Origin of the sequence: Klebsiella sp. 28, from assembly GCF_018223905.1 — a bacterium.
Classification (GTDB): domain Bacteria; phylum Pseudomonadota; class Gammaproteobacteria; order Enterobacterales; family Enterobacteriaceae; genus Klebsiella; species Klebsiella pneumoniae.
Map to the genome: position 1 here is coordinate 120,034 of NZ_JAGRQY010000070.1, position 22,005 is coordinate 142,038.

A 22,005-nucleotide genomic window follows, 5' to 3' on the forward strand; every position below is an offset into this window, starting at 1 on the left:
CATGGGAAAAAATATCCGCTGGATTATCGTCCTGTTATTATTTTTAGTATATATGATAAATTATCTTGACCGGGTGGCATTATCCATTACGGTCCCGATGATTGAAAAGGACCTTGCACTTAACGCTGAACAGTTCGGCATTATTTTCGGCAGCTTTTTCTTCGGCTACGCGGTATTTAATTTTATTGGCGGTTTGGCCGTGGATAAGTTTGGCGCAACGCTGGTAATGGGCCTGGCGGTCGGTCTGTGGTCGCTGTTTTGCGGCTTAACCGCGGTAGCCACCGGCTTTTATTCCATGCTGGTGCTGCGGGTGCTTTTCGGGATGGCGGAAGGCCCGATCTGCGCATCGGCGAACAAGATGATCAACGGCTGGTTTCCTAAAAAGCAAGCGGCTACCGCCGTCGGCTTTCTCAGCGCAGGCTCTCCGCTGGGCGGCGCGGTCGCCGGCCCCATCGTCGGTTACCTGGCCCTGGCATTCGGCTGGCGCCCGGCTTTTATGATTATTTTCGCTATCGGTATTGTATGGATGATAGCGTGGTTTTTCATTGCCGCTAATTCGCCCGAAAAGCACAAAAAAGTCAGCCAGGAAGAACTTAAGCTGATTAATAAAATGAAAGAAGAAGAAGTCGCGCTGGAAACAATAGAAAATCAAACAGCTCACTCGCTGGGTTATTATTTGAAACAGCCAATTATTCTGGTAACGGCCTTTGCCTTCTTCTGCTACAACTATATTCTGTTTTTCTTTCTCAGCTGGTTCCCGTCCTATCTGGTACAACAGCACCATCTGGATATTAAACAGATGAGCCTTACCACTATGATCCCATGGATAGTCGGCTTTGTCGGTCTGGCGCTTGGGGGCTATATTTCCGATAAAATTTTTAAACTCACCGGGCGCCTGCTGCTGTCGCGCAAAATTGTGCTGGTGGTATGCCTGCTGATGGCCGCTATCTGCGTGGGACTGGCGGGTACCGTCAGCAGCGTCGTGCCTGCCGTTCTGCTGATGTCGGTCTCCATCTTTTTCCTCTATGTAACCGGGGCGATCTACTGGGCGATTATCCAGGACGTGGTGCATAAATCCCGCGTCGGCGGCGCCAGCGGCTTTATCCATCTTATCGGCAGCGTCTCCGGCATCGTGGGGCCGATTGTTACCGGCTATATCGTGCAGTCTACTGGTAAATTTGACAGCGCTTTCGTTCTCGCCGGCACTATCGCCGCGCTTGGCGCCCTGCTGGTGCTGTTCGTGATCAAAACTCCGCGTGTGACGATGAAAGCCAGCCAGGCATAAATGGCAGGAGCGCGATGTCCGCGCATTGTTCCGGACATCACGCTCGTACTTCTCACTCAGCCTGGGGAGCAACCCAGCTACGGCCCAGCGCCGAGCCCTGAGCGCCCTGCTGATTCAGATAACGATCCAGTTCAACCATGCCGGTCCAGCGATTTTCACACCACAGCGGCGCCAACAGCGTGGGCCGACGGGCGCTGGCGGAAATACGGTGGTAGATCACCTCCGGCGGCGTATGGCGGATCATCTCTCCAGCGGTGACGGTATACGCCTCCAGCTCAATGCCATCGAGACGCCCGGCCTGCCACGCTTTGGCCATAATGCTGCCTTTCACAATATGCAGTGGATGCAATTTGATCCCATCCACGCCGGTCGCCACTACCTGCTCCAGCGTCTGCAGACAATGCCCCTGGCTCTCTCCGGGCAGACCGACGATCAGATGCGCACAGACTTTCAGGCCCCGCTCTCGCGCCAGGCGCGCGGTACGCTGATAACAGGCGAAATCGTGTCCACGGTTAATGCGATGCAGGGTCTTATCATGAGCAGTTTGCAGCCCCAGCTCCAGCCATACCTCATACCCTTGCTGATGGTATTCACTCAGCAGGTCAAGGACCGCCTGCGGAACGCAGTCCGGGCGGGTGCCGACGCACAGGCCAACGATATTTGCGGCACTGACGGCCTGACGATACATTGAACGGAGCACCTGTACTTCAGCGAAGGTGCTGGTGTAGGCCTGAAAATAGGCCAGATAGCGCTTCGCCCGGTTGACGAGCTGCGCCTGATGAGCGAGCTGTTCGGCGATAGAGCGATGCTGCTGCGCCTCATCGGCAAACGATGCCACGTTACAGAAAGTGCAACCGCCGCGGCCCAGCGTGCCGTCGCGGTTTGGGCAGCTAAAACCGCCGTGCAGCGTTAGCTTATGGACCTTTTCGCCATAGCGACGCATAAGATCCCCACCAAACATATTGACTAATTTCTGTAACTGCATAATCTGATAGACCGCCCTCAACAAAGGGGGCCAAGCCTGCCACTTTTCGTCACCGACGGCGATGACCTGGATCAATCGTCAGCGCGGCGACCAACCCTATTGCATAAACAATCAAGATTACTGCAATTTCATTCAACCACCAGGTGATGAGTTTTCCTTATATTTTATCTTCGCATTGCCCTAATCTGCTTTCTGGTAAAAAACGGTATTAATGTCCAGTAGTTAAATATATTGCAGTCAAATATGCTAATAATGAAATATATTTCAGCGCATATTGGTAATGCAAAGCCGCGTGCACAGTGAGACAGATCACACTAGCCGCACCACCAGCAGGCGTATTCAAAGCATAAAAATTGCCATTATTTTCTTTAATAACAATTAGTTAACTTGTGTATAGCACATTTTTGTATTAATAAGATTGCCATTTGACGTAAGTGTGGATTCCCGATAAGTTGGGAATCCGCTGGAAGCTTTCTGGATGAGCACTCTGCTCATCATATTTATGCAGTAATTGAGATTCCCTCTTAACAGCAAGTCCTCAAACTTGTGTACCGATGCGAAAAGGATTTAAAGAGGGCGAATGCGAGGTGTAAACCCCGTCGCCATGCTCTTTCTGTGCCTGTGCGCAATCGGTATCGGAGGGTGTCCGTAGAGCCTGGGGAGGTTCACTGATATGTTGTACGACAAATCCCTTGAGAGGGATAACTGTGGTTTCGGCCTGATCGCCCACATAGAAGGCGAACCTAGCCACAAGGTAGTGCGAACCGCAATACACGCACTGGCCCGCATGCAGCACCGTGGCGCAATCCTTGCCGATGGTAAAACCGGCGACGGTTGCGGTCTGCTGCTGCAAAAACCCGATCGTTTCTTCCGCATCGTTGCCGAAGAGCGCGGCTGGCGTTTAGCCAAAAACTACGCCGTTGGGATGCTGTTCCTGAATAAAGATCCTGAGCTGGCTAAAGCGGCGCGCCGCATCGTTGAAGAAGAACTTCAGCTTGAGACCCTGTCGATTGTCGGCTGGCGCGATGTGCCGACCAACGAAGGCGTGCTCGGTGAAATCGCCCTCTCCTCGCTGCCCCGTATTGAGCAAATCTTTGTCAACGCCCCGGCTGGCTGGCGCCCGCGCGATATGGAGCGCCGTCTGTTTATTGCGCGTCGTCGCATTGAAAAACGTCTGCAGGAAGACAAAGATTTCTACGTTTGTAGCTTGTCCAATCTGGTCAACATCTATAAAGGTCTGTGTATGCCGGCGGATTTGCCGCGCTTCTACCTGGACCTCGCGGACCTGCGCCTGGAGTCGGCTATCTGCCTGTTCCACCAGCGCTTCTCCACCAACACCGTACCACGCTGGCCGTTGGCGCAGCCGTTCCGCTACCTGGCGCACAACGGTGAAATTAACACCATTACCGGCAACCGCCAGTGGGCCCGCGCCCGTACCTATAAGTTCCAGACCCCGCTGATCCCTGACCTGCACGACGCCGCGCCGTTCGTTAACGAAACCGGCTCCGACTCCAGTTCTATGGACAACATGCTGGAGCTGCTGCTGGCCGGCGGGATGGACATCGTGCGCGCCATGCGTCTGCTGGTGCCGCCAGCCTGGCAGAACAACCCGGATATGGATCCGGAGCTGCGTTCGTTCTTCGACTTTAACTCCATGCATATGGAGCCGTGGGACGGCCCGGCGGGCATCGTCATGTCAGATGGCCGCTACGCGGCCTGTAACCTCGACCGTAACGGTCTGCGCCCGGCGCGCTACGTCATTACCAAAGATAAGCTCATCACCTGCGCCTCCGAAGTCGGCATCTGGGATTACCAGCCTGACGAAGTGGTCGAGAAAGGCCGCGTGGGCCCGGGCGAGCTGATGGTTATCGATACCCGTGCCGGACGCATTCTGCACTCAGCGGAAACCGATGACGATCTGAAGAGCCGCCACCCGTATAAAGAGTGGATGGAGAAAAACGTTCGTCGCCTGGTGCCGTTCGAAGATCTGCCAGACGAAGAGGTTGGCAGCCGCCAACTGGATGACGACACGCTCGCCAGCTACCAGAAACAGTTTAACTACAGCGCGGAAGAGCTGGACTCCGTCCTGCGCGTGCTCGGCGAAAATGGCCAGGAAGCAGTCGGTTCGATGGGCGATGACACGCCTTTCGCCGTGCTCTCCAGCCAGCCGCGCATTATCTACGATTACTTCCGTCAGCAGTTCGCCCAGGTGACTAACCCGCCGATCGACCCGCTGCGCGAAGCGCACGTCATGTCGCTGGCTACCAGCATCGGCCGCGAAATGAACGTCTTCTGCGAAGCGGAAGGCCAGGCGCATCGTCTGAGCTTCAAATCGCCGATCCTGCTGTACTCCGATTTTAAACAGCTGACGACGATGGAAGAAGAGCACTATCGCGCCGACGTCCTCGATATCACGTTCAACCCGGCAGAGGCCTCCCTCAGCGAGACGGTGAAAGCGCTGTGCGATAAAGCGGAGCAAATGGTGCGCGACGGCACCGTGCTGCTGGTGCTCTCTGACCGCAACATCGCCAAAGACCGTCTGCCGGTACCGGCGCCGATGGCCGTTGGCGCGATCCAGACCCGTCTGGTCGATAAAAGCCTGCGCTGCGATGCCAACATCATCGTTGAAACCGCCAGCGCCCGCGATCCGCACCACTTCGCCGTGCTGCTCGGCTTTGGGGCGACGGCTATCTATCCATACCTCGCCTACGAAACGCTGGCGAAGCTGGTCGACAGCAAAGCCATCGATAAACCGTACCGTGCGGTGATGCTGAACTATCGCAACGGTATCAACAAAGGTCTGTATAAGATCATGTCCAAGATGGGGATCTCGACCATCGCCTCCTACCGCTGCTCGAAGCTGTTCGAAGCGGTCGGTCTGCATCGCGATGTCTCCGATCTCTGCTTCCAGGGCGTGGTCAGCCGCATCGGCGGCGCCAGCTTCGACGACTTCCAGCAGGATCTGCTGAATCTGTCGAAACGCGCCTGGCTGGCGCGTAAGCCGCTGGCCCAGGGCGGTTTGCTGAAATATGTGCACGGCGGCGAATATCATGCCTACAACCCGGACGTGGTGCGCACCCTGCAGCAGGCCGTGCAGAGCGGCGAATACAGCGATTATCAACAATACGCGAAATTGGTTAACGAACGTCCAGCGGCCACGCTGCGCGACCTGCTGGCGCTCAACCCAGGCGAAGACGCTATCAGCATCGACGAAGTAGAGCCGGCGAAGGAGCTGTTTAAACGCTTCGATACCGCGGCGATGTCGATCGGCGCCCTGAGCCCGGAAGCGCACGAGTCGCTGGCGGAAGCGATGAACAGCATCGGCGGCTTCTCCAACTCCGGTGAAGGCGGTGAAGACCCGGCGCGCTACGGCACTAATAAAGTGTCGCGCATCAAGCAGGTCGCGTCCGGCCGCTTCGGCGTCACGCCAGCCTACCTGGTCAATGCCGACGTCATCCAGATCAAAGTCGCCCAGGGGGCGAAACCGGGTGAAGGTGGCCAGCTGCCGGGTGATAAAGTCACCCCGTACATCGCCAAACTGCGCTATTCGGTACCGGGCGTCACGCTGATTTCCCCGCCGCCGCACCACGATATCTACTCTATCGAGGATCTGGCGCAGCTGATTTTCGACCTCAAGCAGGTCAATCCGAAAGCGATGATTTCGGTCAAACTGGTTTCTGAGCCGGGCGTTGGCACCATCGCCACCGGCGTGGCCAAAGCCTATGCCGACCTGATCACCATCGCCGGCTACGACGGCGGCACCGGGGCGAGCCCGCTCTCTTCGGTGAAATATGCCGGCTGTCCGTGGGAGCTCGGCCTGGTGGAAACCCAACAGGCGCTGGTCGCTAACGGTCTGCGTCATAAGATCCGTCTGCAGGTGGATGGCGGCCTGAAAACCGGTCTTGATATCATCAAAGCGGCGATCCTCGGCGCGGAGAGCTTCGGTTTCGGTACCGGCCCGATGGTCGCGCTGGGCTGTAAATACCTGCGTATTTGCCACCTGAACAACTGCGCTACCGGCGTGGCGACCCAGGATGACAAACTGCGTAAGAATCACTATCACGGTCTGCCGTTCAAAGTGACCAACTACTTTGAATTTATCGCCCGTGAGACCCGCGAGCTGATGGCCCAGCTGGGCGTCAAGCGTCTGGTGGATCTGATTGGCCGCACCGATCTGCTCAAAGAGCTGGATGGGTTCACCGCCAAGCAGCAGAAACTGGATCTGGGTAAACTGCTGGAGACCGCAGAGCCGCATCCGGGCAAAGCGCTGTACTGCACCGAGAACAACCCACCGTTCGATAACGGCGTGCTCAACGCCCAGCTGCTGCAGCAGGCGAAACCGTACGTGGATGAAAAGCAGAGCAAGACGTTCTGGTTTGATATCCGTAACACCGACCGCTCCGTGGGGGCCTCGCTGTCCGGGTATATCGCCCAGACCCATGGCGACCAGGGACTGGCGGGCGACCCGATCGTCGCTCACTTTAGCGGCACCGCGGGCCAGAGCTTCGGCGTGTGGAACGCCGGCGGCGTGGAACTGCATCTGACTGGCGACGCCAACGACTACGTCGGGAAAGGCATGGCGGGCGGTCTGCTGGCCATTCGTCCGCCGGTGGGCTCTGCGTTCCGCAGCCATGAAGCCAGTATTATCGGCAACACCTGCCTGTACGGCGCGACCGGTGGTCGTCTGTACGCCGCAGGCCGCGCGGGCGAGCGTTTCGCCGTGCGTAACTCCGGCGCCATCACCGTGGTGGAAGGCATCGGCGACAACGGCTGCGAATATATGACCGGCGGCATCGTCTGCGTGCTCGGAAAAACCGGCGTCAACTTTGGCGCAGGGATGACCGGCGGCTTTGCCTATGTCCTGGATGAAGATGGCGACTTCCGCAAACGCGTGAATCCGGAGCTGGTGGAAGTGCTGGACGTTGATTCTCTGGCCATCCATGAAGAGCACCTGCGCGGTTTAATCACCGAGCACGTACAGCTTACCGGTTCGCAACGCGGCGAAGAGATCCTCGCCAACTGGCCGGCCTTCTCCGCGAAGTTTGCGCTGGTTAAACCAAAGTCCAGCGATGTTAAAGCACTGTTGGGTCACCGTAGTCGTTCCGCAGCTGAGCTGCGGGTGCAGGCGCAGTAAGGGGTTAAGATGAGTCAGAACGTTTATCAATTTATCGACCTGCAGCGCGTTGATCCGCCAAAGAAACCGCTGAAGATCCGTAAAATTGAGTTTGTGGAAATTTACGAGCCGTTTTCAGAAGGCCAGGCCAAGGCGCAGGCGGATCGCTGCCTCTCCTGTGGCAACCCGTACTGCGAATGGAAGTGCCCGGTGCATAACTACATCCCGAACTGGCTGAAGCTGGCCAACGAGGGGCGTATTTTTGAAGCGGCCGAGCTGTCGCATCAAACCAACACTCTGCCGGAAGTCTGCGGGCGCGTCTGCCCGCAGGACCGCCTGTGTGAAGGCTCCTGTACGCTGAACGATGAGTTCGGCGCGGTGACCATCGGCAACATCGAACGCTATATCAACGATAAGGCATTCGAGATGGGCTGGCGTCCGGATCTCTCCGACGTGAAGCCGACCGGTAAAACCGTCGCGATCATCGGCGCTGGCCCGGCGGGCCTCGCCTGCGCCGACGTGCTGACCCGTAACGGCGTCAAGGCGGTGGTATTTGACCGCCATCCGGAAATCGGCGGCCTGCTGACCTTCGGTATCCCGGCGTTCAAGCTGGAAAAAGAGGTGATGACCCGCCGCCGGGAGATCTTCACCGGCATGGGCATTGAGTTCAAACTCAATACCGAAGTGGGCCGCGACGTGCAGCTCGACGACCTGCTGAAGGAGTACGATGCGGTGTTCCTCGGCGTCGGGACCTATCAGTCGATGCGCGGTGGACTGGACAACGAAGACGCTCCGGGTGTTTACGACGCGCTGCCGTTCCTGATCGCTAACACTAAGCAGATCATGGGCTTTGGTGAAACCGCCGATGAGCCCTATGTCAGCATGGAAGGCAAACGCGTGGTGGTGCTCGGCGGTGGCGATACCGCGATGGACTGCGTACGCACCTCCGTCCGTCAGAATGCGGCGCACGTGATCTGCGCCTATCGCCGTGACGAAGAGAACATGCCCGGCTCAAAACGCGAAGTGAAAAACGCGCGCGAAGAAGGCGTTGAGTTCCAGTTTAACGTCCAGCCGCTGGGCGTGGAAGTGAATGCCAACGGTAAGGTTTGCGGCGTGAAGATGGCGCGCACCGAAATGGGCCAGCCGGATGCGAAGGGCCGCCGCCGCGCGGAGATCGTCCCCGGCTCTGAGCACGTGGTGCCGGCTGACGCCGTAGTCATGGCGTTTGGCTTCCGTCCGCACAGCATGGAGTGGCTGGCGAAGCACAGCGTCGAACTGGACTCCCAGGGCCGTATTATCGCCCCGGAAGGCAGCGAAAACGCCTTCCAGACCAGCAACCCGAAAATCTTCGCCGGTGGCGATATCGTTCGCGGTTCCGATCTGGTGGTCACCGCGATTGCCGAAGGTCGTAAAGCGGCGGACGGGATCCTCAACTACCTTGAAGTCTGATTAGGTCCGGAGCCTCACGCATAAAAGCCCGATGGTTAACGTCATCGGGCTTTTTTATTGCTCATTCGCCGGGCAAACCGCCGCTTTCAGCGCCGTATTATACCAGCCGCAGATATGCTCCAGGCGGGTAATCGCCGAGCCGACGGTCACCGCCCACGCGCCGCAGCGCATCGCCTCCGCCGCCTGGGCAGGCGTGTTATAGCGCCCTTCGGCAATCACTCTGCAGCCCGCCGCGCTCAGGCATTGCACCAGCGCCAGATCCGGCTCATCCGGCGTCTCCTCTGCGGTATAGCCGGAGAGAGTCGTGCCGACAATCTCAGCCCCCAACTGCCAGCACTCGAGTGCATCGTCGAGAGATGAGCAATCGGCCATCGCCACTTTCCCCAGCTGATGAATTTCTGCTAATAGCGCCGACACTGACGCCGGACGCTGACGCTGGGTGCCGTCAATAGCAATAATATCCGCTCCGCCCTGCGCCAGCGCGTCGATATCTTCCAGCCATGGCGTAATACGCACCGGGCTATCGGGCAAATCGCGTTTGATCAACCCAATAACGGGCACTGTCACTAACGGACGAACGGCCTGCAGGTTGGCCAGGCCTTCGATGCGCAGCGCTACCGCTCCCGCCTGCTCAGCCGCCAGCGCCATTGCCGCGACGATAGCGGGATTATCCAGCGGACTGCCCGGCACCGGCTGGCAGGAGACAATTAATCCGCCATGATGACGGATACGCTGGTCCAGTTGTGCGAGTAAAGACATGTCTGCTCCCTAAAAACTACCTGTGGCGATGACGATACCAGCCATAGGACGCCTCGTTTGTGGCAGAGTTAACAAAGCGGACAGACAAAAAAACAGGCCCCGCAGGGCCTGTCAGAGAAGGGATTTACTTCACCACGCGCAGCGCCGGGCGACCACCGCGCGGCGGCGGCGTGTCGTCAGGATCGTCGTCGTGATTATCCGGCTTATCGCCATCGATCACCGACATCACCGTTTCGCTTTCACTCTCCGGCGCGACGTCATCATCGTTGAGGCTGCTGACGTCTTCGTCATAGGCCGCTTCCGGTTCGAACATCGTACCAGCGCCGTTCTCACGGGCGTAGATGGCGAGTACCGCAGCCAGCGGGACAGACACGTTGCGTGGTACCCCGCCAAAGCGCGCGTTGAAGCGCACTTCGTCGTTCGCCAGCTCGAGATTGCCTACCGCACGCGGGGCAATATTGAGAACGATTTGCCCATCGCGCGCGTACTCCATCGGCACGAGCACGCCCGGCAGCGTCACATCCACCACCAGGTGCGGCGTCAGCTGGTTATCCAGCAGCCAGTCATAAAACGCCCGTAACAGATACGGGCGACGCGGCGTCAGCTGTGATACATCCATTATTTAGCCCCGACCGAGGCGCATTTCACGCTCGGCTTCAGTTAAAGAAGCGAGGAAGGAATCACGCTCAAATACGCGAGTCATATAGCCTTTGAGCTCTTTCGCGCCAGCGCCAACCAGCTCCACACCAAGAACCGGCAGACGCCACAGCAGCGGCGCCAGGTAGCAGTCCACCAGGCTGAACTCATCGCTCAGGAAGTAAGGTTTCTGGGTGAAGACCGGCGCGATGGCCAGCAGTTCTTCACGCAGCTGCTTACGCGCAGCATCAGCTTGCGCTGCGGTACCGCTCTGGATGGTGTTCATCAGCGAATACCAGTCCTTCTCGATACGTTGCATATACAGGCGGCTTTCACCACGCGCCACCGGATAAACCGGCATTAACGGCGGGTGCGGGAAACGCTCATCCAGATACTCCATAATGATGCGGGATTCCCACAGAGTGAGCTCACGATCCACCAGCGTCGGTACGCTTTGATTCGGGTTGAGGTCAATCAGATCCTGAGGCGGGTTATCCTTCTCCACGTGCTCTATCTCAAAACTGACACCCTTCTCGGCCAGCACAATGCGGACCTGATGGCTATAGATGTCAGTAGGACCAGAAAACAGCGTCATTACCGAACGTTTGTTGGCAGCGACAGCCATGAAAACCTCCAGGTATATTCAGAATTTTGTACTGCTGCCGGCCACTCATGACCAGCCAGATGTAAAAACCCCATTAGCGCGATGTCACCTTCGTTCACGAATAAAACAAAAAATGAACAATCACCAGCATTTGGGCAGAAAATTGGATGATAGTTTACCAGATTTTGAAGACGTTGTGGTGAGGGGATTCTGGAAATGCTGAAAAAGTGGCGAGAACCGGCGCTATGCTTGTGGATAACAGCCGTTTTATCCATAAAAAAACCCGCCGAAGCGGGTTTTTTCGCAAATTGTTCTGCGTGAGCAGAAAACAATTAACGTTTGGAGAACTGCGGACGACGACGTGCTTTACGCAGACCGACTTTCTTACGTTCAACCTGACGAGCGTCACGAGTAACGAAGCCAGCTTTACGCAGTTCGGAACGCAGGGACTCGTCGTACTCCATCAGAGCGCGGGTGATACCGTGACGGATCGCACCAGCCTGACCAGAGATACCACCACCTTTAACAGTGATGTACAGATCCAGTTTCTCAACCATGTCGACCAGTTCCAGCGGCTGACGAACTACCATGCGGGCAGTTTCACGACCGAAGTACTGTTCCAGAGAACGCTGGTTGATAACGATTTTACCGTTGCCCGGTTTGATGAAAACGCGAGCTGCGGAACTTTTGCGGCGACCAGTGCCGTAGTATTGATTTTCAGCCATTGCCTATAATCCCGATTAGATGTCAAGAACTTGCGGTTGCTGTGCCGCGTGGTTGTGCTCGTTACCCGCGTAAACTTTCAGTTTACGGTACATAGCACGACCCAGCGGGCCTTTTGGCAGCATGCCTTTAACCGCGATTTCAATCACACGCTCAGGACGGCGGGCAATCATCTCTTCAAAGGTCGCTTCTTTGATACCACCGATGTGGCCGGTGTGGTGGTAGTACATTTTGTCTTCGCGCTTGTTGCCGGTAACAGCAACTTTTTCTGCGTTCAGAACGATGATGTAATCACCGGTATCAACGTGCGGAGTGTATTCCGCTTTGTGCTTACCGCGCAGGCGACGAGCCAGTTCAGTAGCCAGACGGCCCAGAGTTTTACCGGTCGCGTCAACAACATACCAGTCGCGTTTTACGGTTTCTGGTTTAGCTGTAAAAGTTTTCATTAAAAGCTTACCCAAATAATAAGTTACACGTTGGTGAACACCCAAACGTTTAGTCAGTTGAGGTTCACACGACATTGTCCAGCAAACCTACCCCTTCGAATAGCCTATGCCGGCGCATAGAAAGTTTCGGGAAAAAAACCTTCTCGTAACGTGGGGTCGCAAGATTATAGAGAAGTCGGGGTCAAAGATCGACCCCTTTATGAGATTTTTCAGGCCGCGCCCGGGGCGGCCTTGCGGCCCTGAATCCGTCTGAAAAAGTCCCCTGTCAGGGCATATGCGGACGTTTGAGGTACTCTTCGCTCTGCATCTCCTGCAGACGCGAGAGACAGCGCTGGAACTCAAACTTCAGCCGCTCGCCCTGGTAAATGTCGTACAGCGGCACTGCCGCGCTGACCACCAGCTTTACATGGCGCTCGTAAAACTCATCCACCAGAGCGATAAAGCGGCGGGCCTCGCTCTCCAGCTGCGCGGTCATCACCGGCACGTCGAACAGCATCACCGTATGGAACAGTCGGGAGAGCGCGATATAGTCATGCTGGCTGCGCGCATCCGCGCATAGCGTGGCGAATGACGCCGCCAGCGTCTGGTTTTCTACGCCGAGGGTAGGCAGCTCGCGATGGTTAATCTCCAGCGTCGGCCCGGCAGCGCGCGGCGCGCCCGCCAGCGCGAGCCACAGTTTATCCATCTGTTCGCGGGTGTCGTTATTCAGCGGCGACAGCCACAGGTGCGCCTGCGTCAGGGTACGCAGTCGATAATCGATGCCGGCATCGACGTTCATAATATCGCAATGCTGCTTGATGGCGTCGATCGCCGGCAGAAAACGGGCCCGCTGCAGGCCATTGCGATAGAGTTCATCCGGCGGAATATTGGAGGTCGCCACCAGGGTGATGCCGCGGGCGAACAGGGCTTTCATCAGCCCGCCCAACAGCATGGCGTCGGTAATATCGGAGACAAAAAACTCGTCGAAACAGAGCACGTCGGTTTCCGCTTTAAAGCGGTCGGCGACGATCTCCAGCGGGTCGCTATGTCCCTGCAGGGTGGTCAGCTCTTCGTGTACGCGCAGCATGAAACGATGGAAATGCAGGCGCTGTTTACGCTCGCCCGGCAGGCTCTGGTAAAACAGGTCCATCAGCCAGGTTTTGCCTCGCCCCACGCCGCCCCACATATACAGGCCGCGGACAGGTGCCGTCCCGGCAGCCGGCTCGCGCTTACCCAGCAGTTTGCCGAATTTCGCGCGCAAACCGCCGCCTGACGCGACCGGCGCGGGCTGCGTCTGCAGTTCCTGGTAAATGGTATCAAGGCGGCTCACCGCTTCTTGCTGGACGTCGTCGGGTTGATGGCTGCCCTCTTTCAGGGCTAAAAGGTAACGCGATGTTGGAGACAGGCTTTGCATGATCTAATTGTTATTCCTTGAAAACCGTAATGCCGAAGCTCACGATTGACGAAAAAAAGGCCGTTCTACACTACGCGATGATACGCCAGGATTCCACTTCTGTGGAATTAGCGGTTATAGTGGCACTATCGGGCGCAGGCGGAGAGCCTAAGAGCCACCCTACGGAACCACAATACAACGGGAGATGTTCATGACCTGGGAATACGCGCTAATTGGGTTAGTCGTCGGTATCATCATTGGTGCCGTCGCCATGCGTTTCGGCAACCGCAAACTGCGCCAACAGCAGGCGCTGCAGTACGAACTGGAAAAGAATAAAGCCGAGCTTGAAGAGTACCGTGAAGAGCTGGTGAGCCACTTTGCGCGTAGCGCCGAACTGCTGGATAACATGGCGCACGACTATCGTCAGCTATATCAGCATATGGCGAAAAGCTCTAACAACCTGCTGCCGGACTCGATGGCAGACGCCAACCCGTTCCGCAACCGTCTGGAAGAGTCTGAAGCCAGCAACGATCAGGCGCCGGTCCAGATGCCGCGCGACTACTCCGAGGGCGCATCCGGTTTACTGCGCGGAGGCGCAAAACGCGATTAAGCCTCGCTGCGATTAAAATATTCTCCGGGCGCGCCCGTCGCGCCCGCTCCTTCCCCCACTTCCCGGCTACAATTTAAACCAGTCCCCACGTTGTTACCTGTGCAAAAATTCAATAACATCAGGTTATTCAGGACATTTTTCCATACACCTCAGGTTACGAGAGCCAGCATCTAATGAAGAAACAGACTTTGCTGTTGAGTGCGTTAGCGTTTAGCATTGGGTTATCGTTGTCGGTCCTGCCTCCGGCAGCGGCATCCTTACCGACTCAGGTGCCCGGCCAGGGCGCGTTACCAAGCCTGGCGCCGATGCTGGAAAAGGTTCTGCCGGCGGTGGTTAGCGTACAGGTGGAAGGCACTGCCTCGCCGACGCTCAATATGCCGGAAGAGCTGAAAAAATATTTTGGCGATAACGCCCCGCAGGAGCAGGCGCAGCCGTTTGAAGGGCTCGGCTCCGGCGTTATCATCGACGCGGCGAAAGGCTATGTGCTGACCAATAACCACGTCATCAATCAGGCGCAGAAGATCAGCGTCCAGCTGAACGATGGCCGTGAGTTCGATGCCAAACTGGTCGGGAGCGATGAACAGAGCGATATCGCTCTGCTGCAGCTGATTAAGCCAGGCCACCTGACGCAAATCGCCATTGCCGACTCTGATAAACTTCGCGTCGGCGACTTCGCCGTCGCCGTCGGCAACCCGTTCGGCCTTGGCCAGACCGCCACATCCGGCATTATCTCTGCCCTTGGCCGCAGCGGCTTGAACCTTGAAGGGCTGGAGAATTTCATTCAGACCGACGCCTCGATTAACCGCGGCAATTCCGGCGGCGCGCTGCTGAACCTCAACGGCGAGCTTATCGGGATCAACACCGCGATCCTCGCGCCGGGCGGCGGCAGCATCGGCATCGGCTTTGCCATTCCAAGCAATATGGCGAAAACCCTCGCCGACCAGCTTATTCAGTTTGGCGAAATCAAGCGCGGCCTGTTGGGCATTAAAGGCATGGAAATGAGCGCCGACATCGCCAAAGCGATGAATCTCAACGTTCAGCGCGGCGCCTTCGTCAGTGAAGTCCTGCCAAACTCCGGCTCCGCCAAAGCGGGGATTAAATCCGGGGACGTCATCGTGAGTCTGAACGGCAAACCGCTGAACAGTTTCGCCGAACTGCGTTCGCGGATCGCCACCACCGAGCCGGGTACCAAGGTCAAACTGGGCCTGCTGCGCGATGGAAAGCCGGTCGATGTCGAAGTGACCCTGGATAAGAGCACCTCCTCAACCGCCAGCGCGGAACTGATTATCCCGGCGCTGCAGGGGGCCTCGTTCAGCGACGGCCAGATGAAAGATGGCACCAAAGGAGTGGTGATCGATAATGTGGATAAAGGCAGCGCCGCCGCCCAGGTCGGTCTGCATAAGGATGACATTATCATTGGCCTTAACCGGCAGCGTATTCACTCAATTGCCGAACTGCGCAAAGCGCTCGAAGGCAAACCGCCGGTCATCGCCCTGAACGTGATCCGCGGCAACGAAAGCATCTATCTGCTGCTGCGCTGATTGTCTCTCCGGGCATCGCCGCCATGTGCGATGTCCGGACAACTCATGCTATGCTGCGCCTGACCATTCATTAACGATATCTGCATCATGCCTGGAAAGTTATTACGTTCAGTACTCATCGGTTTGCTTGTCGGGGGTCTGCTGCTGGCCCTGATGCCCTCGCTGCGCCAGTGGCAGTTGGCGCCGACTACCCAGAACGATACGGCAGACGACTCCCCGGCGAGCTATAACGCCGCGGTGCGCCGCGCGGCGCCCGCCGTGGTGAACGTCTATAACCGCGCCCTGAACAGCACCAGCCATAATCAGCTGACGCTTGGCTCAGGGGTGATTATGGATCAGCGCGGCTATATCCTGACCAACAAGCATGTTATCAACGATGCCGATCAGATTATCGTCGCCCTGCAGGACGGCCGCGTCTTCGAAGCGCTGCTGGTAGGATCCGATTCCCTCACCGATCTCGCCGTGCTCAAGATCAATGCTACCGGCGGGCTGCCGGTGATCCCGATCAATCCGAAACGCACGCCGCACATCGGCGACGTGGTGCTGGCGATTGGCAACCCTTATAACCTGGGTCAGACCATCACCCAGGGGATCATCAGCGCCACAGGGCGCATTGGCCTCAATCCGACCGGCCGCCAGAACTTCCTGCAGACTGACGCCTCGATCAACCACGGTAACTCCGGCGGGGCGCTGGTGAACTCCCTCGGCGAGCTGATGGGGATTAACACCCTCTCCTTTGACAAGAGCAATGACGGCGAAACGCCGGAAGGCATTGGCTTTGCGATCCCGTTCCAGTTAGCGACCAAAATTATGGATAAACTGATCCGCGATGGCCGGGTGATCCGCGGCTATATCGGCATTAGCGGCCGGGAGATCGCCCCGCTGCACGCGCAGGGCGGAGGGATCGATCAGATTCAGGGGATCGTCGTTAACGATGTGGCCCCGGACGGTCCAGCGGCGCAAGCCGGGATCCGCGCCAACGACGTGATCATCTCCGTGAATGACAAACCCGCCGTCTCGGCGCTGGAGACGATGGATCAGGTGGCCGAGATCCGCCCGGGATCGGAAATTCCGGTGGTCATCATGCGTGATGATAAGAAAATCACGCTCCATATCGCCGTCCAGGAATACCCGGCCACCAACTAAACGGCTCCCCGTTTGGGGAGCCACGTTAATCGCTAAATACCGGACCGGCCGGGAATCTGACCAGAAACCCGGTTTCCATGAATGCTGGACAATAAAAAGCCGGAACAGCGGTTCCGGCTCTTCTGTTAGGGCGAGATTACTTGTTGACGAAGTCTTCGCCGAGCGCGATATCTTTCTTCAGGGTGTCCAGCATGCCCTCCAGCGCCTGCTGTTCAAAGGCGCTGAGTTTGCCGATAGACTGTCGCTCTTCCACGCCGTTTTTCCCCAGCAGCAGCGGCTGGGAGAAGAAACGCGCATAGTGGCCGTCGCCTTCCACGTAGGCGCACTCCACCACGCCTTTTTCCCCCTGCATGGCGCGAACCAGAGAGAGACCAAAACGGGCAGCCGCCTGGCCCATCGACAAGGTCGCCGACCCGCCGCCCGCTTTCGCTTCCACGACTTCGGTACCGGCGTTCTGAATACGTTTAGTCAGGTCGGCAATTTCCTGATCGCTAAAGCTGACGCCGGGGATCTGCGACAGTAAAGGCAGAATGGTGACCCCGGAGTGACCACCAATGACCGGGACTTCCACCTCGGTTGCCGATTTACCTTTCAGCTCCGCCACAAAGGTATTGGAACGGATGATGTCCAGCGTGGTAACGCCGAACAGTTTGTTTTTATCGTACACGCCGGCTTTTTTCAGTACTTCGGCGGCGATAGCCACGGTGGTATTCACCGGGTTGGTGATAATGCCGATGCAGGCCTGCGGGCAGGTTTTGGCAATCTGCTGCACGAGGTTCTTCACGATACCCGCATTCACATTAAACAGGTCGGAACGATCCATGCCGGGCTTACGCGCCACGCCCGCGGAGATCAGCACTACATCCGCGCCTTCCAGCGCCGGAGTAGCGTCTTCACCGGAAAATCCTTTAATTTTTACATCTGTGGGGATATGACTTAGATCTACCGCCACGCCCGGCGTAACCGGAGCGATGTCGTACAACGAGAGCTCTGAACCTGAAGGCAGTTGGGTCTTAAGTAGTAGGGCAAGCGCCTGGCCGATACCACCGGCAGCGCCAAGGACTGCAACTTTCATCCTAAACTCCTTATTATGGTTAATTTAGTCTTTCGTTATTCCGTCGCCTGGACCTTAATTCACAAGATGAACAATTACAATGATTATGGCTGAAGAATGCATTATTGTGCGTAGCAATAGAACAGCGGCGCACTTTATGCTTCCTGACTGACCATCCAGCAAAGCGAAGTACCGGATCGACTATTGGTTACAATACACCCAGCCAGTTGCGCAAAACAACACCAACTCAATAACATTTCATTTACTTTTACATGGCTTTAAGCGTTGTGATGAGAACATGTTCCTTATACGGTTTTTTTGCTAAAATATGCCCCCTTCATAACATTATTGACCTATCCTTTCGCGGATTATTTGCATAAAAATTCATGGTTATGCATAATGATGTTGATTTTACCACCATAATCTGGGTGACTTATGCGAAGTTCGGCAAAACAAGAAGAACTGGTTAAAGCGTTTAAAGCGCTGCTTAAAGAAGAGAAATTCAGCTCGCAGGGAGAGATCGTCCAGGCGCTGCAGGAAGAGGGCTTCGAGAATATCAACCAATCGAAGGTTTCCCGCATGCTCACCAAATTTGGCGCGGTACGTACCCGTAACGCCAAAATGGAAATGGTCTATTGCTTGCCTGCCGAGCTTGGGGTACCGACCACCTCCAGCCCGCTGAAGAATTTGGTGCTGGATATCGACTATAACGATGCCGTAGTGGTGATTCATACCAGCCCCGGCGCCGCGCAGCTGATCGCCCGTCTTCTCGACTCGCTGGGCAAAGCGGAAGGCATTCTTGGCAGTATCGCCGGGGATGACACCATCTTTACCACGCCTGCGCGCGGTTTTACGGTGAAAGATCTGCACGACGCCATTCTGGTTCTGTTTGAGCAGGAACTCTGAGTAATTCCCCTCTGGCTACCGTCAGAGGGCGACTCCCTTTTCTTTTGCCTCTCCCCCCTTCCGGCACAACAACTATTTAACACTTAGTGTCATTTACGCCGTCTATACGTTCTTTTACTAACGCGAAAATCGTAAAACGCACAAAAGATCAAATTCGTATACCTTTATGAATTTATTAGAAATAAATCTTATCGCTGTCGCTAACGTGTCATTTTTAATTCTTATCCGTTATAAAAAGCGCAATCTATTGTAACTATTAACGCACAAAACAATTAGCATGGTATTAATATTTTTGGTGATTAGTGTATACTTGGTTTTGTGATGAGGGTCACGAAACAAAGACCCCAACAAAAAGATTCGACGAGGTGAACATCATGAAAATCAAAACCACTGTAGCTGCTATCAGCATCCTGTCCGTCGTGTCGTTTGGCGCTTTCGCCGCTGATATTATCAACAGCGAGCAGGCCCAGGGCCGCGAGGCCATCGGCACGGTTTCCGTCGGCGCGGTAGCATCTTCCCCGATGGATATGCATGAAATGCTGAACAAAAAAGCGCAGGAAGAAGGGGCTTCTTCTTACCGCATTATTGAAGCCCGCACTGGCGACCACTGGCATGCCACTGCTGAGCTGTATAAATAAGTTTTAGACGTCAACGATTAACCTGACAAAAATTCTCTACCGCGGCCCGGCGACATACATCGCCCCGCCGCGGCAAAACAAAGACTGGAGTAAAGATTATGAAACGCGCAATGATCATCGCATCCCTTGGCCTGGCTTCCCTTATCTCTTTCGGTGCCAGCGCGGCTGTCCAGCAAGTGAACGCAGAGCAAGCCCAAAATCTGCAATCCATGGGCACCATCTCCGTATCCCAGGTAGGTAGTGCGCCAATGGACATGCGTCAGGAGCTGGCGGCTAAAGCCGAGAAAGAAGGCGCCAGCAGCTACCGTATTATTGAAGCACGTACCGGCGATAGCTGGCACGCCACCGCTGAGCTGTACAAATAAACCCTCGTCGTCTTATTTCGACGACTTGCCCCCGCCTGCCGGGGGCTTTTTTATGCTTGTCGGGCATTAAAACGCAACTCCCCCTCCAGCTCTTCCTCTGCTTCATCAAACAATAAAATCAATGCGCCAAAGCGCCGGCGCTGCTTGTCATTTAAATGGATGAACTCAATATCCAGCGGCAGCGGTAGCAGGCCACCGGTCACTGCGTCCCATAGCGAATCCAGGTTGTTGACCTTATCCTGAGCCAGCTCGAAGGTTCGGGAAAACTCCCGGTAGAAATCCTGTTGTTCGGCGATTTCGTCAAAATCAAACGTATAGGTGGTCATGACAGCCCCTCCCGCTTCTCTTTCTGTCGCCGTTAAGTATAGCGATAAAAAAACCGACGCCTGGGCGTCGGTTTATGGGTTAGCTGCTGGTCAGCACATGCTGGTACTTATGCAGCATCTCAACCAGTCGCCGTACCGGCTCGGTAACCTGCGGCGAGGCCTCCCAGACCCGCAGCTTCTCCTGATAGACATCAAGCTCCGCCAGCAGCTGGGTAAAATAGCGCCGACGCTTATCATCGCTGCCGGCGGAGATCACATGGTCCGCGGTACGTCGCAGCTGACGATGGAAGGCGGAGAGATCGTCATTCACCGGCACGGGCGCATCGCGCAAGCGCTGATGGGCGATGATTAACGTCAACGCCAGACGGAAACGGGCGACGTCACCTGGGAATTTATTGAGTAATAAAAACAGCTGCTGATAGAGCGCGGGCAGATGATTCTCTTTGCGACGCGCCGAGTTGGTGGTCAGCGAAGAGACCGCCGCGGAGACAAACTGGTTCAGCAGCACCCGACCGGTTCTGACCCGGGAGTTATCCCTGACAATAAGAATAACCATCAGAGCGAGGAAACAGCCGACGATCTGCCCCAGCGCGCTATCGAGGAACTGGCTGAACTGGAACTGCATCGGGTTATCCAGCACAAGAATGTTGATGGTGCTCGCCAGCGCCCCCAGCGATCCGAGACGCCTTTTCTGCACTTCGATCCCGATAAAGAACGCCATCGCCGCCAGGCTGATGCAGAGCAACAGCATGCTCTGCTGCGTCGCCGGCATGATCACCAGGAAGTACAAGGTGCCCAACGGTAACGCCGCCAGGGTGCCATAGAGGAAGTCTATCGCCACCATACGCGGGTTTGGCAGGCGCATCGCCAGCGCGGTAACCACGGCGATCATTACCATCGCGCCGCTGCCTGAGGTCCAGCCCGTCCACAGCCAGAATAGCGTTCCGAGAATACAGGAGACGGAGGTGCGCCAGAAGTTCACCATCGCGTGATGACGTTCGGCGGACTCCACTTTAACCACCGTTTCGCCGCGCAACACGCCATCCTCGATACGGCTGATTTTAGTATTCCCCACCACGCCGCGCTTAAGCAGCAGGTAACGCGTGGCGGCGCCCACCCAGCTATAAATCGTGACCGGGGTATTATGCTCGCCTTTCCAGGTCAGGAAGCGGCGCATGCGCTTCAGCTGCTGGTGAACATCCTGCACCGTCTCAACCGGCTCGGCGAACAGCTCGCGATAGTCGTCCGTGACCATTTCCGGGCGTGAGTTCTGAATCAGATAGGTTTCGCAAGCCTGGGTGATAAGGGTTAGCGAAAGGGTGTTGATCGCCTTCAGGCGCTGATTCGCCTTTGCCCAGCGTGAGGATTCCATAATCAGGTTACTACGCATACCTTCCAGCGCCGTAGTGCGGCGTACCAGCGCTCCCCAGGCTTGATCCACTTCCTCTTTTTCACCGTGCGCGACGCATAACTGCATCAGCTTATACTGGGCAATTAGCAGATTATCGAGCTCGAGGTCGATCTCTTTTTTAATCGAACGCGGCGAAAACAGGAGATCGGCGACGATGGCGCTGACAATACCGATGACAATTTCGCTGCAGCGTTCGACAGCAAACTGCGGCGCCAGCATCGGATTGGTATGGATGGTAATAATGATAATCAGCGCGGTGTACCCGGCCAGCCCCCAGGCATAGGAGTTTTCGACCTTGACCAGCGACGAAACCCAGGTACAAAAACCGGCCCACAGACAGCAGACCAGCATCATCAGCAGAGGCGCGCGGATCATCAGGATGATGATAACCAGCGCCGCAATACAGCCAATAAAGGTCCCGGCAATACGCAACATACCGCGATAGCGGATCGCGCCGGAGTACGGTTCGCCGCCAGCAGCAAAGGCCGGCCCGGCGGCGACGATCGCTGCCGTCAGTACCGCCCAGCGCGGCGTTTCGAGCTGAAAATGGAAACCGACAAACAGCGCCAGCACCACCGCGCATGCAAGCTTAATGGCAAAGCGGAGATGCCGGGGAGCAATGGTATATGTCCCCAT

20 protein-coding genes are annotated in these 22,005 nt (G+C 56.4%); 9 read left to right on the forward strand and 11 right to left on the reverse strand.

What is annotated here, in order from left to right:
• The first annotated feature begins 1 nt into the window (after position 1).
• Positions 2-1,285, forward strand: a complete 1,284-nt coding sequence (locus KHQ28_RS13240; RefSeq protein ID WP_002918453.1) for an MFS transporter — start codon at positions 2-4, stop codon at positions 1,283-1,285.
• Between the two features lie 52 nt (positions 1,286-1,337).
• Here KHQ28_RS13240 and KHQ28_RS13245 read toward each other — a convergent pair whose 3' ends face one another.
• Positions 1,338-2,270, reverse strand: coding sequence for a TIGR01212 family radical SAM protein (locus KHQ28_RS13245; RefSeq protein ID WP_002918455.1), 933 nt, complete (start codon positions 2,268-2,270; stop codon positions 1,338-1,340).
• 673 nt (positions 2,271-2,943) lie between these two features.
• On the opposite strand from KHQ28_RS13245, the gene gltB reads away from it, so the two are divergent.
• Both gltB and KHQ28_RS13255 read left to right on the forward strand, forming a co-directional pair.
• Positions 2,944-7,404 (forward strand): glutamate synthase large subunit, encoded by a 4,461-nt coding sequence (gene gltB / locus KHQ28_RS13250; RefSeq protein WP_004144939.1) that lies wholly within the window; start codon positions 2,944-2,946, stop codon positions 7,402-7,404.
• A gap of 9 nt (positions 7,405-7,413) precedes the next feature.
• Entirely contained in the window at positions 7,414-8,832 is a 1,419-nt protein-coding gene (locus tag KHQ28_RS13255) for a glutamate synthase small subunit (protein ID WP_002918461.1), read from the forward strand.
• Positions 8,833-8,886: 54 nt separating this feature from the next.
• Here the strand turns inward: KHQ28_RS13255 and KHQ28_RS13260 are convergent, their stop codons facing one another.
• The 7 genes from KHQ28_RS13260 to zapE all read right to left on the reverse strand — a co-directional run bounded on the left by KHQ28_RS13260 (position 8,887) and on the right by zapE (position 13,393).
• Entirely contained in the window at positions 8,887-9,591 is a 705-nt protein-coding gene (locus KHQ28_RS13260) for an N-acetylmannosamine-6-phosphate 2-epimerase (RefSeq protein ID WP_002918463.1), read from the reverse strand.
• A gap of 124 nt (positions 9,592-9,715) precedes the next feature.
• Positions 9,716-10,210, reverse strand: a complete 495-nt coding sequence (sspB, locus tag KHQ28_RS13265) for a ClpXP protease specificity-enhancing factor (protein WP_002918465.1) — start codon at positions 10,208-10,210, stop codon at positions 9,716-9,718.
• A gap of 3 nt (positions 10,211-10,213) precedes the next feature.
• Positions 10,214-10,852, reverse strand: coding sequence for a stringent starvation protein SspA (sspA, locus tag KHQ28_RS13270; protein ID WP_002918467.1), 639 nt, complete (start codon positions 10,850-10,852; stop codon positions 10,214-10,216).
• The gene (locus KHQ28_RS13275) at positions 10,822-11,106 is read right to left on the reverse strand and encodes a hypothetical protein (RefSeq protein ID WP_135801240.1); all 285 of its coding nucleotides are present in this window, start codon (positions 11,104-11,106) and stop codon (positions 10,822-10,824) included. The genes sspA and KHQ28_RS13275 overlap by 31 nt, the downstream gene beginning before the upstream one ends.
• Positions 11,107-11,163: 57 nt before the next feature.
• Positions 11,164-11,556 carry a 30S ribosomal protein S9 gene (gene rpsI, locus KHQ28_RS13280; protein WP_000829818.1) on the reverse strand — a complete coding sequence of 131 codons (393 nt, stop codon included), beginning with the start codon at positions 11,554-11,556 and terminating at the stop codon, positions 11,164-11,166.
• Between the two features lie 15 nt (positions 11,557-11,571).
• Complete coding sequence (gene rplM, locus KHQ28_RS13285; RefSeq protein ID WP_002918559.1) at positions 11,572-12,000, reverse strand: 50S ribosomal protein L13; 429 nt, start codon at positions 11,998-12,000, stop codon at positions 11,572-11,574.
• A 265-nt stretch (positions 12,001-12,265) separates the two neighbouring features.
• The gene (gene zapE / locus KHQ28_RS13290) at positions 12,266-13,393 is read right to left on the reverse strand and encodes a cell division protein ZapE (protein WP_023313690.1); all 1,128 of its coding nucleotides are present in this window, start codon (positions 13,391-13,393) and stop codon (positions 12,266-12,268) included.
• A 190-nt stretch (positions 13,394-13,583) separates the two neighbouring features.
• Between zapE and zapG the strand changes: the two genes are divergently transcribed.
• The 3 genes from zapG to degS all read left to right on the forward strand — a co-directional run bounded on the left by zapG (position 13,584) and on the right by degS (position 16,669).
• Positions 13,584-13,982 carry a Z-ring associated protein ZapG gene (gene zapG / locus KHQ28_RS13295; RefSeq protein WP_002918565.1) on the forward strand — a complete coding sequence of 133 codons (399 nt, stop codon included), beginning with the start codon at positions 13,584-13,586 and terminating at the stop codon, positions 13,980-13,982.
• Between the two features lie 173 nt (positions 13,983-14,155).
• Entirely contained in the window at positions 14,156-15,523 is a 1,368-nt protein-coding gene (gene degQ, locus KHQ28_RS13300; RefSeq protein WP_032418329.1) for a serine endoprotease DegQ, read from the forward strand.
• Between the two features lie 87 nt (positions 15,524-15,610).
• Complete coding sequence (gene degS, locus KHQ28_RS13305) at positions 15,611-16,669, forward strand: outer membrane-stress sensor serine endopeptidase DegS (RefSeq protein WP_002918568.1); 1,059 nt, start codon at positions 15,611-15,613, stop codon at positions 16,667-16,669.
• 136 nt (positions 16,670-16,805) lie between these two features.
• Here degS and mdh read toward each other — a convergent pair whose 3' ends face one another.
• On the reverse strand, positions 16,806-17,744 hold the full coding sequence (gene mdh, locus KHQ28_RS13310) for a malate dehydrogenase (RefSeq protein ID WP_002918570.1): 939 nt from the start codon (positions 17,742-17,744) through the stop codon (positions 16,806-16,808).
• A 414-nt stretch (positions 17,745-18,158) separates the two neighbouring features.
• On the opposite strand from mdh, the gene argR reads away from it, so the two are divergent.
• The 3 genes from argR (at position 18,159) to yhcN-B (ending at position 19,632) form a co-directional block, all read left to right on the forward strand.
• Positions 18,159-18,629 carry a transcriptional regulator ArgR gene (argR, locus tag KHQ28_RS13315; protein ID WP_002918625.1) on the forward strand — a complete coding sequence of 157 codons (471 nt, stop codon included), beginning with the start codon at positions 18,159-18,161 and terminating at the stop codon, positions 18,627-18,629.
• 374 nt (positions 18,630-19,003) lie between these two features.
• Entirely contained in the window at positions 19,004-19,267 is a 264-nt protein-coding gene (gene yhcN / locus KHQ28_RS13320; protein WP_002918626.1) for a peroxide/acid stress response protein YhcN, read from the forward strand.
• 98 nt (positions 19,268-19,365) lie between these two features.
• The gene (gene yhcN-B / locus KHQ28_RS13325; RefSeq protein ID WP_025713018.1) at positions 19,366-19,632 is read left to right on the forward strand and encodes a DUF1471 family stress response protein YhcN-B; all 267 of its coding nucleotides are present in this window, start codon (positions 19,366-19,368) and stop codon (positions 19,630-19,632) included.
• 50 nt (positions 19,633-19,682) lie between these two features.
• Here yhcN-B and KHQ28_RS13330 read toward each other — a convergent pair whose 3' ends face one another.
• Positions 19,683-19,958 (reverse strand): barstar family protein, encoded by a 276-nt coding sequence (locus KHQ28_RS13330; RefSeq protein WP_002918629.1) that lies wholly within the window; start codon positions 19,956-19,958, stop codon positions 19,683-19,685.
• Between the two features lie 79 nt (positions 19,959-20,037).
• A complete protein-coding gene (gene aaeB / locus KHQ28_RS13335) occupies positions 20,038-22,005 on the reverse strand; it encodes a p-hydroxybenzoic acid efflux pump subunit AaeB (RefSeq protein WP_032418328.1) in 1,968 nt (655 codons plus the stop codon).